15 protein-coding genes and 1 pseudogene are annotated in these 13,440 nt (G+C 38.5%); 11 read left to right on the plus strand and 5 right to left on the minus strand.

Features of this window, described 5'->3' with window-relative positions:
- The first annotated feature begins 1 nt into the window (after nt 1).
- Nucleotides 2–199 carry a hypothetical protein gene (locus DMA14_RS16975; RefSeq protein ID WP_111425772.1) on the plus strand — a complete coding sequence of 66 codons (198 nt, stop codon included), beginning with the start codon at nt 2–4 and terminating at the stop codon, nt 197–199.
- A gap of 232 nt (nt 200–431) precedes the next feature.
- Here DMA14_RS16975 and DMA14_RS16980 read toward each other — a convergent pair whose 3' ends face one another.
- The 5 genes from DMA14_RS16980 to DMA14_RS17000 form a co-directional block, all read right to left on the minus strand.
- Nucleotides 432–1,418, minus strand: a complete 987-nt coding sequence (locus DMA14_RS16980; protein WP_111425847.1) for an SDR family NAD(P)-dependent oxidoreductase — start codon at nt 1,416–1,418, stop codon at nt 432–434.
- 177 nt (nt 1,419–1,595) lie between these two features.
- Nucleotides 1,596–1,790 carry a hypothetical protein gene (locus DMA14_RS22760; RefSeq protein ID WP_157957723.1) on the minus strand — a complete coding sequence of 65 codons (195 nt, stop codon included), beginning with the start codon at nt 1,788–1,790 and terminating at the stop codon, nt 1,596–1,598.
- Nucleotides 1,791–2,347: 557 nt separating this feature from the next.
- On the minus strand, nt 2,348–3,661 hold the full coding sequence (locus DMA14_RS16990) for a PcfJ domain-containing protein (RefSeq protein ID WP_111425774.1): 1,314 nt from the start codon (nt 3,659–3,661) through the stop codon (nt 2,348–2,350).
- Nucleotides 3,658–4,047, minus strand: a complete 390-nt coding sequence (locus DMA14_RS16995) for a PcfK-like family protein (protein WP_111425775.1) — start codon at nt 4,045–4,047, stop codon at nt 3,658–3,660. The genes DMA14_RS16990 and DMA14_RS16995 overlap by 4 nt, the downstream gene beginning before the upstream one ends.
- Nucleotides 4,048–4,071: 24 nt before the next feature.
- On the minus strand, nt 4,072–4,431 hold the full coding sequence (locus DMA14_RS17000; RefSeq protein ID WP_111425776.1) for a DUF7222 domain-containing protein: 360 nt from the start codon (nt 4,429–4,431) through the stop codon (nt 4,072–4,074).
- 241 nt (nt 4,432–4,672) lie between these two features.
- On the opposite strand from DMA14_RS17000, the pseudogene DMA14_RS17010 reads away from it, so the two are divergent.
- From DMA14_RS17010 to DMA14_RS17055, 10 genes and pseudogenes are all read left to right on the plus strand, one after another.
- Nucleotides 4,673–5,266 (plus strand): annotated as a pseudogene (locus DMA14_RS17010) (conjugative transposon protein TraJ); the annotation flags it as partial.
- A 32-nt stretch (nt 5,267–5,298) separates the two neighbouring features.
- The gene (gene traK / locus DMA14_RS17015) at nt 5,299–5,907 is read left to right on the plus strand and encodes a conjugative transposon protein TraK (protein WP_262510335.1); all 609 of its coding nucleotides are present in this window, start codon (nt 5,299–5,301) and stop codon (nt 5,905–5,907) included.
- A gap of 270 nt (nt 5,908–6,177) precedes the next feature.
- Nucleotides 6,178–7,464 carry a conjugative transposon protein TraM gene (traM, locus tag DMA14_RS17025; protein WP_111425779.1) on the plus strand — a complete coding sequence of 429 codons (1,287 nt, stop codon included), beginning with the start codon at nt 6,178–6,180 and terminating at the stop codon, nt 7,462–7,464.
- An 11-nt stretch (nt 7,465–7,475) separates the two neighbouring features.
- Entirely contained in the window at nt 7,476–8,339 is an 864-nt protein-coding gene (gene traN / locus DMA14_RS17030; protein WP_111425780.1) for a conjugative transposon protein TraN, read from the plus strand.
- A gap of 12 nt (nt 8,340–8,351) precedes the next feature.
- Nucleotides 8,352–8,672, plus strand: a complete 321-nt coding sequence (locus DMA14_RS23010; protein WP_238989994.1) for a hypothetical protein — start codon at nt 8,352–8,354, stop codon at nt 8,670–8,672.
- A gap of 26 nt (nt 8,673–8,698) precedes the next feature.
- Nucleotides 8,699–9,499, plus strand: coding sequence for a hypothetical protein (locus DMA14_RS17035; protein ID WP_238989995.1), 801 nt, complete (start codon nt 8,699–8,701; stop codon nt 9,497–9,499).
- Between the two features lie 22 nt (nt 9,500–9,521).
- Nucleotides 9,522–10,568 (plus strand): hypothetical protein, encoded by a 1,047-nt coding sequence (locus tag DMA14_RS17040; protein ID WP_157957724.1) that lies wholly within the window; start codon nt 9,522–9,524, stop codon nt 10,566–10,568.
- Nucleotides 10,569–10,921: 353 nt separating this feature from the next.
- Entirely contained in the window at nt 10,922–11,086 is a 165-nt protein-coding gene (locus DMA14_RS22765) for a hypothetical protein (protein ID WP_157957725.1), read from the plus strand.
- The gene (locus DMA14_RS17050; protein WP_111425783.1) at nt 11,083–12,717 is read left to right on the plus strand and encodes a recombinase family protein; all 1,635 of its coding nucleotides are present in this window, start codon (nt 11,083–11,085) and stop codon (nt 12,715–12,717) included. The genes DMA14_RS22765 and DMA14_RS17050 overlap by 4 nt, the downstream gene beginning before the upstream one ends.
- An 85-nt stretch (nt 12,718–12,802) precedes the next feature.
- Complete coding sequence (locus tag DMA14_RS17055) at nt 12,803–13,135, plus strand: helix-turn-helix domain-containing protein (protein ID WP_111425784.1); 333 nt, start codon at nt 12,803–12,805, stop codon at nt 13,133–13,135.
- Nucleotides 13,136–13,440 lie beyond the last annotated feature (305 nt).

The raw sequence follows: 13,440 nt of genomic DNA on the forward strand, positions 1-13,440 counted from the left end.
TATGAAGACAAACAATCAAAATCAGAATCCCGAAAGAAAAGAAGGATCTGACAAGAGAAGGGATATGAGAAAACACGAGTACAAGAATCATGATGAAGTCCTGACCAACGATGAAAATTATGACGGCAACACCCATAAGTTCAAGGGTAAAGAGCCGGATTTTGATGACAAGCTCCGCAATGAAGAGAAAAGTCAGTAAAATAAAAACGTCCCCAGAGGTATCTGGGGACGTTTTTTAATGTTATTTTATTTTCCATATCAATATTTTTCAAGTCCAGCCAGGATCAGCCCAACGGTCCTGTCAGCGGCCATGCGTCCGGCTGTCATGCTTTCAGCAAAAGCGATGCTGCATTTTTTGTTTTCAGGATTTCGGCGCATTTTGATGCTATTTCTGACGGCATAATGCTTTTTCTGATTTATGGAACTATAAATCAAGAAAGGGGTTTTGGTTTTCCTGCAGCCCAAAGCAGTGCCGCGCCGATTCCGAGTCCGGCAATAAGGGCATAAGCAAGATTGTGCATGTTTTTCACAGGTGGTCTGCCGTGAATTCTAAGAGGCTCTTTTGAAGGGGCCAGGATATTTCCGGGATCATCCTTCTTGTCAGTATTGCTGTCCATTCTCATGCGTACTACGGCCGATGCGCCATTATTGATCAGCTTTGGGAACAGCTTATAGGTATGGGTGATGAGAGAGGATCTGAAATCGGGAAAAACATCTTTTCGGGGATGCTTTGCCAGAGAGACCATAACTGCTGCAGTATCACGAGGATCGGATGCAATCGGTGAGATGTCCATGTCAAACCCCGAGTATTTGGCGGAATGGAGATTTCCTGTGGAGTTCTGCAGCTGCGGGTATAAATTGCAGATATGGATATTTCTATTGTTCGCTATTTCGCCCTGCAGGCCTTCCATCATTCCTTTTATCCCATGCTTGGAGGCAGAATAGACGGCACTGTAGGGAGCTGGCATGAAACCGCCGATGGACACATTATTGATCAGGATTCCATAGTTCTGCCTTTTGAAGATCTTAATGGCATTATAGGCCCCGTGCATGTATCCGAACAGATTGGTCCTCAAGACCTGCTGGTGGATTTCCATTGGGATTTCCTCGAATCTGCCGCTGGCCATCACTCCGGCATTGTTGACCCAGATGTCAATTTTTCCATTAATTGCCAGGGCCTGCTGGGCAATCTTCTCTACGTCCTGCGGGAGAGATACGTCGGCTGAGATGCCGACAGCCTTTACATTAACGCTTCTGCAGTATTCCAGCACCTGCCCAATGCCTTTGGAGCCTCTGGCGGCGGCCACGATATTGCAGCCCTGCTGCGCAAACGCTTCCACAGCTGCGAGCCCGACGCCGCTGGTTGCCCCGGTGATGACCACCGTTTTTCCTTTGAGATTGTATTCTGCCTTTTCCATTTTTCTTTTATTGGATATTTTTAACGCCTGCCGCACTTTGTCTGGTCTGCGCAGGAGCGGATTTCTCATCTGTTCTTGAAGAAACCGTCTGGGACGGCCTTTTTTTATCGGATGTCCTTGTGCTGCAGTACTGTTTTTTATTGGATGTTTGCATGTTTTTCTGTGATTGGCTATTTTTTATTCCGTTTCAGATTCAGTATGGGATTCATCAGCATCAGCAGGGGAACCGCAAGGGAATGAAGTTTCCTCATCCCAGTCTCCCCAGTCTCCTTTATAGGATTTGATGCAGACCAGATTGCCGCAAGAGTCAATAAAATACTGGTCTTTGGAAACGGGGCAGGTGTGCCGGGTATGTTCGATTGGAGTTTTCATCTTTTGATTGTTTTTGGATGGTAAAGTTACAGCATATAAGATCTGGAAAATTACACCTGAAATTTTTGATTTTATGAAATTTTCATGTCCAACACGCTGTTACTCAATAGGATTTGAAGCAATTGAATCTTCTGCATTGTTTTTTTTAACACAGGCGCCCTTTCGATGAAAAGATGAAAGTGTTATCTTTGGGATAAGATTCCCAACCCATACCGATCTTTTACAATTGAAACAGCGATACAACTACAGGTGAGAAAAGATTTGGATGCCCGAGCCCAGCATACCATTCTCAGGCTCAAAGGAAGCCTGATCTCAAAAGGATATACCGAGATCATACATATCGAGGACCAGGACGAGCAGTACCATATCAATACCTTTGAAACCGCCCAGGAGAAACGCAATGAAGTCCAGCAGTACATTGCGGCTTTCATAGATCAGGAAAACCTTCTGGACACCATCAGCATCCGATAATCAAGACTTCTTGAAAAAACGGAGCCCGCCGGCTGCAAGCCGGCGGGCTTTTGATGTCTGTTTTTACAAAAAAAAAGCCGATAGTGCTATCGGCTTGCGGTTTTGGCTTTTCTTTTCTTCATCCGTTCCCTGATTTGATACAGGTTTTCAGAGAGCAGGCGCATTATCTGCGAATGGTGTTTCGAGGGCTTGTTTTTCAGCCCCCTGCATTGGAGGATTTCCATTTTGGAAAGGGAGATTTCGATGGTTTCCACGGACTTTTCGTCGATTTTAGCCGAGAGTATCAGGGAATCCTTTCTATCATAGTACTCGTTGGCAAATACGCAGTGGTGCAGGTCGTCGCCCTCTGTCATAAAATCCCTTACGTTTTCGATTACGGAAATGCTCAAGTCCTTTTCCGTAAAGAGCAGTCCGAAAAAGCGTTTTTTGTCGCTTGCGTACCTTTTCTGCGCCTTTTCGATCTCAAGGCGCAGGTCGTGGAGCTTCTTCTTTCTGAGCAGATTCCTTTTTTTCTGCATCAGACGGTCGTGCGCTTCTGAGAGGTTTTCGGGACAGACGTATAGGGCGCAGGAAAGGTCTTTATTGAAATAGCGCAACAGCTCCAAGTAATCCTCCCATATCTGAACATCAGAAATTTTATAGCCGTTTCGGATGACGGTTTTGACCGCCTGCCAGTTTCGGCGGATGTCCTGACGGGAAGCGCAGAGGTAATACTGCAATAGGTTCAGCTGTCGGGATTTGAGCAGGGTTTCGGCTATGGGGTCGGACAGAAGCGATGAAAACAATAAGTGCGGGGCAATGTCATAGACCGAGGTCTTGAAGCCGTTGCGCCTTAGAATCGGAAGCACTTTCATCTGCGGATGGACCCTGTAGGGATTGATATAGAATTTGGCATTGCGGATGAAGTCTTTTGGCTTTATTTCGAGCGGGGAATAGAATTTCCATGCATCAAGGGTGGAGGAAAACACGTTGGTTGAGAGCGCAAGGGTGCGCACTTCGCCTTTGGGATTTATCCAATGCTGCATGACCTCTTTGTGGAAATAGGTCGGCGCAAAGCTCTTTTTCATGTGCTTGTGGGCAATGAACATCCGCACCACCTGAAACCCCGCACAGCTCTCCACTACGGCAAAGTATTCGGTTTCCTTGAAATGCACCTGATTATAGGGCATCATTTTGAGCTTCCCTTTGCAGGCTGGACAGGTGGTGAACTTGGCGCAGGTGCTTTGGCAGGAGGGTTTCCAGACGTGGGCGCATTCCAAACAGTAGAATCTGCTTCGTGAAAGCACGCCCCATTTCAGAAAGATGTTCTGCTCCGCCCACGTGAAAACTTCTTCCCTTATGGGCGCAAGTGAGGCGCTCAGCGCCGTCAATTGCTTTTCGATGATGGTTTTGGGTATCATAGGTCAAAGAGAGTAAGGGCGGTCTGCACCGCAGGTTTTACATCTTTTCTTGCTGTTGGAACAGGTTCGCTTTTGACAGGCACAGCAGGAATTTCGGGCTGCGTGAAAAGGTCGGCGGGTGCAGGAGGCTGCACCACGGCTCTGCAAGCAATCGGAGCAGGCGTGCCGATGGAATCATCGGTGTAGTATTTGACTGCCATGTCAAATATTTCCTGATTGTCAAAGGCGCAGAATCCTGTTTTTTTGACCTCGCCGAAAATATAGTGCAGACAGCTCTCCAAGTTCTTGGAAGCTTTGGCGTAGTGTGGCGCAAAGGCATCATCGCCCTGCGCCAAAGTGCCGAGGTAGCCCTCTATGGCATTTTTGAAATTTTCAGAAGCTTTCATAAGAAGATGTTTAAGTTTGAAAATTCACGCAAAGAGCCTTGAATAGAGGTCATAGCAGTATTCCTCGAAGCAGAGCCAGCACACAAAAGTGTAGTGCAGGGTCTGAAAGCGGTTCTCTATCGGTTCGCCGATGGCCTGTTCGAGTTCGGCTCTTATGTTTTCAAGGTCATCGATATGTTCGATGTAAAATGCTCTGCAGTCATCGTGGTAGATGAATTCCGAAATCATCCCGCTGATGCACCCGCCCTGTTGCAGGTCAAGAAAAAAGGATTTCAGCTGTTCTTTGCGCTTGCCGTCATAGGAAGTGATGCTTCTAAGGATGATTTTGTTAAAGGCATCGCTTACACGATACTCGGAATAAGAAGATTTTTGTAAGGCTTTCATAATGCAGTATTTAGGCGTGTATAAAAATTAAAAGGAGATAGGATTTAGAAAGGCAGGTCGTCGGGATTCTCCGATTCCTCCTGCTTTTTGAGGGCGGGTGCGGGCGCACTATTCTGCGCTTGCGCAAATACGAGTATCTTGATGTCCGAGGTATGAAAGGTCAGTGACCCGTGCGCCCGTTCGTCATTTCCGATATAGACATTCAGCCCGATGCGCCCGAAGAGCTGCACCAAGGTTCCGGATGAGCGAGGTGCTAAGGGTATTGTTTGAAGCGGCTGCGCTATGTATAGACACCCTAAGAACATTTCAACTGGTAGTTCTTTCAATCTTGGGACCGCTTGTTTTTGGAATAGCAGTCTTTGATGGATTCCAGCACACCCTCACAGTATGGCTGGCAAGGTATATCAATATCTATTTATGGCTTCCTGTTGCCAATATATTTGGAAGTATTATTGGAAAGGTACAAGAATTAATGCTGAAACTAGATCTTTCCCAGGTTCAAGCGACTGGCGATACTTTCTTCAGCAGAACAGATATTGCATACCTGATATTTTTAATAATAGGCATTATTGGCTATTTCACTGTACCCTCAGTGGCTAATTATATAGTGCATGCAGGCGGCGGGGGAGCCTTGGTTCAAAAGACTACGAGTTTATTTGGCGGTTCAACCAGTTCGGTTATTTCCAAAGCATCACAAGGAACTACAATGGTTATGGACAGCATGGGTAATGCGGCAGGGAAGATGTCACAGAGTATGTCCACCTCTTCAGCTTCATCTCCCTATTTTCAAGAGAAAGGAAATTACATGGGTGACAAGCTCAAAGGAAATTCATAATAAACTTAAAAAAACAGATGATGTTTACTAAAATGAAGAATATTGATTCAGCTTTTAAATATGTAAGAAGCTTTACAATGCTGGTTATTGCAGGCTGTGTTGTTATCTGTTGTTTTGCGCTTTATAAAAGTTTCCAGACTGTAGCCAGAATGCAAGACAAGGTTTATATCCTGGCAGCGGGCAAAGCACTAGAAGCGTATGCTTCTGAAAGGAAGGATAATATACCAGTGGAAGCCAGAGATCATGTCAAAACATTTCACAAATTTTTCTTTACCCTTGACCCTGATGACAAGGTAATTAAAACAAATGTGACGAAGGCATTATATCTGGCTGATGAAAGTGCAAAAAGAATCTACGACGACCTAAAGGAAAATGGATTCTATTCAGGAGTCATATCAGGAAATATCAGTCAGACTGTACAAATAGACAGCATAAACATCGACATAAAAGATTATCCATATCGATTTAAATGTTTTGCCAGACAAAGTATAATTCGAACTACAAGTATTTTAAAAAGAAGTCTAGTCACCGAAGGAAGCCTTCGAAATGTGTCAAGAAGTGATAATAATCCTCACGGCTTTTTAATCGAACGTTTCAATACTATTGAAAATAAAGACCTCGGTTTAGAAAACAGAAAGTAGATGAAATCGCTATTTAAAAAAAGAGAAGCGCCATTTGTATACAACAGATACTATCTGTTTCTACAGGAAAAATGGGTGCGAAAGATGGAGTTTCTTACGCAAGGATTCTCCAAAAAGCAACTGATTCTTTTCCTGGTATTATTTATTGCATTTAGTTCTGCTTATTTTCTATTTATCGTTTATGAGGCTTTAAACTGAGATATTTTTCAGTCGGGGAACAGAATGGTAAAGCCTTCAACAATAATTTAATTCATTTTAAAAAGTAAAGACATGGAACAAAAAAATATTTCTATGAAAGAAGATAAAAAAAGAAAAATGCTTTTAATGCTGCCATTGATAACTCTTCCCTTCATATCTATTTTGTTTTACACATTAGGTGGAGGAAAGATGAGTACAGATGCGGCAGAAAATAAAATTAAAAAAGGTTTCAATTTTAATCTGCCCATTCCAAAGTTTAAGGAAGATTCATCTTTAAATAAAATGAGCTATTATGACCAGGCGGCGGTAGACTCCATTAAACTGCAGGAACAAATTAAAAAAGATCCGAATTACTCTAATAATAAGTTGCTTGATCAATCTCAGAGTCCATTTGCTGAATCAGATGTGAGGTTAAAAGATTTTTTAAGTAACGGTCGAGGGCTAAATTCAGAACCGCTGCAGAACAGGAATGAAAAAAAGATATATGAAAAACTTCATTTGTTGCAGAAAGCCATCAGTCAGCCATCTACAGTAGACAAGTATGAGCAGGACATGAGCGAGTTTGAGAATTATGGTTCATCTAACGAAGTTTCTACTCAAATCAAGGACTTAGAAAAAATGATGTCTACTATGGGGGAATCTCAGCCAGATCCCGAACTGCAGCAATTGAGCGGTATGCTTGAAAACATACTCGATATCCAACATCCTTCAAGAGTTGCGGAAAAGCTGCTTAAAAATTCAGAAAGTAAGAAAGGAAAAGTTTATAACGTAGATAGCAAAAAAGCATCAGTAAATATTACTTCACTTCAGGAAAATAAAGCAGAGAACAATTTTCAACAGAATGCTTTTTATACAGTAGAAGATGCAACAAATGGAGATTCTCCTCAAAATGCACTGGAAGCATTTGTGCATGAAACCCAGACTGTTGTCAACGGATCAATTATAAAATTAAGACTCGGAGGTGATGCGGTAATTCAGGGTACAGTAATTCCAAAAAACACTTTCCTATATGGTGTTGCCACTTTGAAAGGGGAAAGACTTGAAATAAAGATAGAAAATCTGCAATACCGAAGCTCAATATTCCCAGTTCAGCTTGCGGTTTATGATATTGATGGAATGGAAGGGATAAATATTCCAGGTGCAATCGGCAGGGATGTAGCGAAGGCTTCTGCAGACCGTTCAATACAGACTTTAGGGTTGACCGGTGTTACAGATTCATGGGGAGCTCAGGCAGCAGGAATGGGTATCGAGGCGGCAAAAAGTCTTTTAAGCAAGAAAGTAAAACTCATCAAAGTAATAGTTAAAGCAGGATATCAGGTACTTCTGTATGATGAAAAACAAAAGAATCTAAAACCTTAAAGTGAAAAAAAATGAAAAGAATTAATCATTTATTTAAAATGAGTTTATTGCTGTTTTCTGTTTTAGCCTATCCTCAGTTGAGTGTAAAAGAGACGATAGCAAACGAAGACCAATACAAAAGCGTTCAGATCGGATACTCCAAAACAACAAGTATTGTTTTTTCCTATCCAATCAAGAGCATTGATAAAGGAAGTGATGAGGTACTGGTACAGAAAGCCAAAGGTGTAGAGAATATATTACTGATTAAAGCAGCTAAACAGCATTTCATTCAGACCAACCTGACTGTTGTGACTTCTGACGCGAGATTATACGTATTTGTACTGAATTATGATGATGACTGTCCGGATTTGAATGTTAAAGCCGTGAATTCCATTGCTGCCAGTAAAGATGTTTTATTTTCACTTGAGAACGAAAACCAGAAAAAAATAGAACAATGTGCCTCCCTGGCATTATCTAAAAAGAATAAAATCGGCGGTTATAACAAATCTAAGTATCAGATAAGACTAGAGCTGAACGGTATTTTTATTTATCAGGATGTTTTGTATTTGAGGATAGTATTTGAAAATAAGTCAAAGATTAACTATGACATTGATCAGTTCCGATTTTTTATCAGGGATCAAAAAAAATCAAAACGTACTGCATCGCAGGAAATAGAAATTGAGCCGCTTTATAAAACTACGTCATCCACTTTGATCCCCTATAAGTCTGAAGTAGTAAAAGTTTATGCGCTCGAAAAGTTTACTATTCCTGAAAACAAATATCTCACACTTCAGCTAATTGAAAAAAATGGTGGAAGACATCTTGAACTTGATATCAGCAGTAACCTGACCGAGAAAGTATTTCCAATCGAGGCATTTAACATGGATAAATTTTAAACGAGATATATCATGACAATAAATGTAGCAGATGCTGAAAAGCTGTTATCATACGCGGAAGAGATGGTTTCATACGGTTATCAATTTGCAGCATATCCTCTGAAATTAATTACTGACAGTGATACTATTCAGTTTTTTAGAACATGGATGGCTGCAGAGGATTATTGCCTTGTGGGACCTAATGATGTTGATTATTTTAAGAATATTCCAATAACATCTCTCATCAATGATTTAAACATAATTCTAGAGAGCGGTATTGATACTTCTCGAATAGAGACCGTTGATGTAAGTAAATTTATGCATCTGTATAAAGAGAGAAATGAATTGAATTGAATGAAAACAACTTAAATGCAAATACAATGAACGAGAAAAATTTAGAATATCTAAAGGACCAGTTAAAATACACTGGAATGGGGGAAACGTTTGAAACAGAACTAAAAGAGAAAATGCAGAAAGGAGATAAGGATTTTAAAATCATCCATAGCGGGATTATGAATAATGGAGTGCCAAACAATGATACTTTGACAGTTGAATTGAATTTCAAGAAATCAGATCAGAGTGACATTTACTTTTTTAATTCTTATCATGTGAATCTGCAGAAAGAAGAGAACAAGCCTGGACTGGAGCAAACATTTTATATAAATAATGATGGCACAAGTATAACTCTTAAGGAAGCTTACAATTTGATGGAAGGCCGTTCTGTGAACAAAGATCTTAAAACCAAGGAAGGGGAATCATACAACGCATGGTTAAAAATGGATTTTAAAGAATCAGAGAGCAATGGCAATTTTAAAATAAATCATTTTCATCAAAATTATGGCTATGACTTAGAGGGCAGTCTCGAAAAACATTCTATTAAAGAGCTTCAGACTCCAAACTACAAAGAAAATTTGATGAGCTCACTTAAGAAAGGAAATCTGCAGTCTGTAACTTTTGTTGTCAATGGTGTGGAAAGTAAAATGTTTGTAGAGGCCAATCCTCAGTTTAAAACATTAAATGTGTATGATGGCAGCCTTCAGAGAATCAATCATAGAGAAAGCAAACAGCAAAAACAGTCGGAATCTAAGGATAAAAATGTCAGCAAGGATAATGATGATGAACCAGCACAGAAAGAGCAGAACTCAACAGCCCGCAAAAGAAAAGCGGGTAAATCTGTTTAGCATAAATAATCAAAAGTAAAAAATGATGGACGATCAGTCCCTTACCAATAGGCTTGCAGTTGAAATAAACGATTGGAATAGTAAAGAGGAAAACCTAAAAAAGCTTTTCCGTTCCAGTCCTTCAATTGAAACTTCTCTTTTAAAGGAGAAGTTAAAATGGTATGAAAGTGTGCTGGCTAGATATCGTAAGACGAATAGTGTTTATGAAAACCTTACTCTTCAAGTTGTGAAAGGCGAGCACGATAATCTGGTAAACCAGTTATACCCAGAAAAGCTAAGAAGGTTTATTTATAAAAACATTGTTCTAAGGATGAATGTGAGATTAAAATCTTCTATTTACAGCAAAATTGAAGCGAAATCTAACAATGAGCTTAAGGAAAAATTGGAAAGAATAGGTTTTAAAGATGCTTTTAAAAAAGTCGAGCGATATTTGAATCTGGGAGAAACGAAATTTATTGTGCCTGTTTCTTACTATTTAAATGAAAAAGAGAGACTAGATCATTCTCTTAATTTTAGAAAAGATGAGTCCGGCCAATATCAATTTGAAGGATTTAAAACCAGTCTTTATTCACAATCCAAAAATGAAGAAAATAGACAGCATTTTTTTACAGACGATGGTGTTAATGCAAGACAGTCTTATGAATTACTTTCAGGTCGGGCGGTTTTGATCGATGGAATCTGGAAGCAATTGGATTTAAATGATAAAGATGCATCTGGCAGTTATAGAGTAAAAGAATTTCCTCAAGAGTACGGCTATGATTTAAAGAAGGCTTTGGAAGAATTGCCTATAAATTCTTTGGATCAATTACAGGTTGGGGAAATCTTGGGATCTTTAAAAAATGGAGGCAGAGAGCTGGTTAATTTAGAAAGAAATGGCAGTTCTCAAAATTTTTATGTAGAAGCTAATCCACAAAATAGAGGGCTATTGATCCACAATGAAGATTTAAAAAAAGTATTGCTTTCGGATCTTTTAAATCAAAATTCCAAAACTTCAAATAAGCAAGCAAAGTGTTTAGCGATACAGTCTTCTCAAAGACAACATAGAACAGCTAAAAGTAAAAGTTTATAAATTATTCAAAATGGAAAATTTAAAACCGCTATCGGACTTTTTTACAGCAATTGAAAATGATTTTCGAATAAGCTCGACACATATTGCTATTTACATGTCTTTGCTTCAGTATAGGACGCAGAATCAGTTTGTAAACCCAATACAGGTCTATAGACATGATATAACACCAATAGCAAAGATTTCCTCTCCGCATACTTATCACAGATGCATCCAGGAATTGAGTGATTATGGATATCTTAAATACGAGCCTTCGTTTAAGAAAACACAAGGAAGCAAGATTTACTTTTACGATTGAGCATAGATAAATAACCATGAAAGCCCGTAAAGGGCTTTTATTATTTAATTAGATGATGATGGAAAATGAAGAAGAAAAAATGAGAGGAAAAATAACTCCAGAGAAAGCTATGCAAATGTTAAACTCTGAGGGTATGAATGTTACAATTGAAGAAGCAACTGAAATTTTGCTATTTTTACAAAAATTGGCCCATGCGGTCGTTTCAAAATTTTTAGAATCATGAGTATTATTGCAGATTTATACATTCGTGTAAGCACAGACGAGCAGGCTGAGAAGGGATATTCACAAAGAAATCAGGAAGAAGTCCTACGTAAGTATTGTTCTATAAATTATATTGAAGTTCGTAATGTTATTTATGAAGATCATTCAGCCAAAACCTTTAATAGACCACAATGGAATAAATTACTTCTTAATCTTAAAAGAGAGAAAAACAAATGCGACTTTGTCTTATTTACAAAATGGGACAGGTTTAGTAGAAATGCTGGTGACGCATACCAAATGATAAGTGTTCTACGAAAACTTGGAGTGGAGCCACAAGCTATCGAACAGCCTCTTGATTTATCTATTCCTGAAAATAAGATGATGCTTGCTTTTTATCTCGCTGCCCCAGAAGTAGAGAATGACAGACGGGCTTTAAATACTTTTCATGGAATGCGAAGAGCTAAAAAAGAAGGAAGATATATGGGAACTGCTCCCTTTGGTTATACAAATAAATCCAAAGAGGACGGAACCAAATATATTGCTCTTGTAGAGCCGGCTGCATCAGTAATGAGATGGATATTCGAAGAAATTGCAAGAGGAGTGTTTAACACTGAACAAGTTTACCATCTTGCATGCAGAAGAGGTTTTACAAGAACCAAAAGCAATATGTGGGGTTTAATTCGAAATCCAATTTACTATGGTAAAATTTTTGTTCCCCAATATAAAGATGAAGAAAGCATGTTAGTTACAGGACAGCATGAGCCTTTAATCTCGGAAGGTCTTTTTTATAATGTTCAGGATATTTTAGATGGAAAATCACGTATTTACAGACCTAAAATTAAAACAGTTGTAGAATTTCCCCTCAGAGGGTTCTTTAATTGTCCAAAGTGTCAAAAAAAGCTTCAGGGAAGCAAGTGTAAAGGCAGACATAAACATTACTATTATTATCATTGTGAAGCCCAGTGTAAATTTAGAATCAATTCAGAAGTAGCCAACAAATTATTTACTGAAAATCTAAAAAAATATCAGCCAATACCGGAAGTTAAAAAATTATACACTTCGGTTATATTTGAAACCCATCGAGAATTGGCTAACAATACTGGTGAACAGAAAAGAAGACTTTTAGAGCAGATTAAAGATTTCGAACTTCGATTAAGTAATGCAAGAGATCTTCTTTTAACATCGAAAATAGATTCCGATGATTATAAATTAATGAAAGATGACTACACTATACGAATTACAAACCTTGAAAGGGAATTATCATCCATAGCAAAATATAGACACAGCATCGAATCCCTTTTAAATAAAGGCATTGAGAATTTAATTAAAATGAATGAAGCTTATGTAGATATGGATTTATCAGAAGCTCGGAGTCTAATAGGTTTAGTTTACCCTGAAAATTTTACGATTCGTGAAAATAAAATACAAACCGCTAGAGTGAACAAAATTGTAGAGAGTATATATTTGATAAACAAGGAGTTACGGGATAAAAAAAATGGAACAAAAGATGATTTTTATCTTTTGTCCCATAGAGTGAGCCTTACGATACAAATTACAAACCATCATTTTTTGGATGATTTGGAAAGACTTTTAAGAATAAATGAATCGTCTGATAATGTATTGTTATATAGTGAATTAACTATAGCGGCTTAATTAATTTCTTTACTTTTTAAAGCTTGAAATAAGCAAAATTAATTGTGATGCAAACCTTTTTGCATCTAGAAAACTTATGCATATTATGAAACCATATAAATTTGAAGATTTGCCGGATATTTTAGGAACACTTTCTTTACGTATAGAAAATATTGAAAGGATTTTAAAAAATAGCGCGAAAGAGGAAATAGAGATTGACGATAACTTGCTTACTATCCAGGATGCTTCAAAACTCTTGAAGCTTTCTGTTGCCACTATATATTCTAAAGTATGCAGGAATGAATTGCCTGTAAGTAAAAAGGGCAAGCGACTTTATTTTCAAAAGACTGAACTACTTGACTGGATTAAGTCCGGGCGAATTAAGACTATAGCAGAAATCCAAAAAGAAGTAAATAACAGGTTAGATAAAAGATATTAAAATTAAGAACTGCATATTTTTTGCAGTTTTTTTATTTGTACCCCATTTGTACCTCTTGTCAATGCATCCCTTACAAATTCTGGAAAGTGAATTTCTGGAACTTTACCAACATCAAAAAATGAATTTAAGGATCTGAAGATTAAAATTAAAAAGTCTGTTTTTGCTGCAATGCTTAAGATAATTTATAAATTGATTCTTTTTGTTGTCTTGTGAGATACTTATTTAGATATTTGAAAACCTAATTTCTTTAAAACAACTCTTAGATTAATTTTAACTAAAGATTTACAGCTGTTGTTCATGACAAA

The sequence above is a fragment of the Flavobacterium sharifuzzamanii genome, from assembly GCF_003254585.1.
GTDB classification, from domain to species: domain Bacteria; phylum Bacteroidota; class Bacteroidia; order Flavobacteriales; family Flavobacteriaceae; genus Flavobacterium; species Flavobacterium sharifuzzamanii.

Bases quoted from the DNA above. Each gene is read 5' to 3' on its own strand.
- DMA14_RS23010 (WP_238989994.1), top strand. From the start codon at position 8,352: ATGACAATAAATGTAGCAGATGCTGAAAAGCTGTTATCATACGCGGAA.
- DMA14_RS22760 (WP_157957723.1), bottom strand. From the start codon at position 1,790: ATGAAAACTCCAATCGAACATACCCGGCACACCTGCCCCGTTTCCAAA.
- DMA14_RS22765 (WP_157957725.1), top strand. From the start codon at position 10,922: ATGGAAAATGAAGAAGAAAAAATGAGAGGAAAAATAACTCCAGAGAAA.
- DMA14_RS17055 (WP_111425784.1), top strand. From the start codon at position 12,803: ATGAAACCATATAAATTTGAAGATTTGCCGGATATTTTAGGAACACTT.
- traN (WP_111425780.1), top strand. From the start codon at position 7,476: ATGAAAAGAATTAATCATTTATTTAAAATGAGTTTATTGCTGTTTTCT.
- DMA14_RS17050 (WP_111425783.1), top strand. From the start codon at position 11,083: ATGAGTATTATTGCAGATTTATACATTCGTGTAAGCACAGACGAGCAG.
- DMA14_RS17000 (WP_111425776.1), bottom strand. From the start codon at position 4,431: ATGAAAGCCTTACAAAAATCTTCTTATTCCGAGTATCGTGTAAGCGAT.
- DMA14_RS16990 (WP_111425774.1), bottom strand. From the start codon at position 3,661: ATGATACCCAAAACCATCATCGAAAAGCAATTGACGGCGCTGAGCGCC.
- DMA14_RS16995 (WP_111425775.1), bottom strand. From the start codon at position 4,047: ATGAAAGCTTCTGAAAATTTCAAAAATGCCATAGAGGGCTACCTCGGC.
- DMA14_RS16975 (WP_111425772.1), top strand. From the start codon at position 2: ATGAAGACAAACAATCAAAATCAGAATCCCGAAAGAAAAGAAGGATCT.
- DMA14_RS16980 (WP_111425847.1), bottom strand. From the start codon at position 1,418: ATGGAAAAGGCAGAATACAATCTCAAAGGAAAAACGGTGGTCATCACC.
- DMA14_RS17035 (WP_238989995.1), top strand. From the start codon at position 8,699: ATGAACGAGAAAAATTTAGAATATCTAAAGGACCAGTTAAAATACACT.
- traM (WP_111425779.1), top strand. From the start codon at position 6,178: ATGGAACAAAAAAATATTTCTATGAAAGAAGATAAAAAAAGAAAAATG.
- DMA14_RS17040 (WP_157957724.1), top strand. From the start codon at position 9,522: ATGATGGACGATCAGTCCCTTACCAATAGGCTTGCAGTTGAAATAAAC.
- traK (WP_262510335.1), top strand. From the start codon at position 5,299: ATGAAGAATATTGATTCAGCTTTTAAATATGTAAGAAGCTTTACAATG.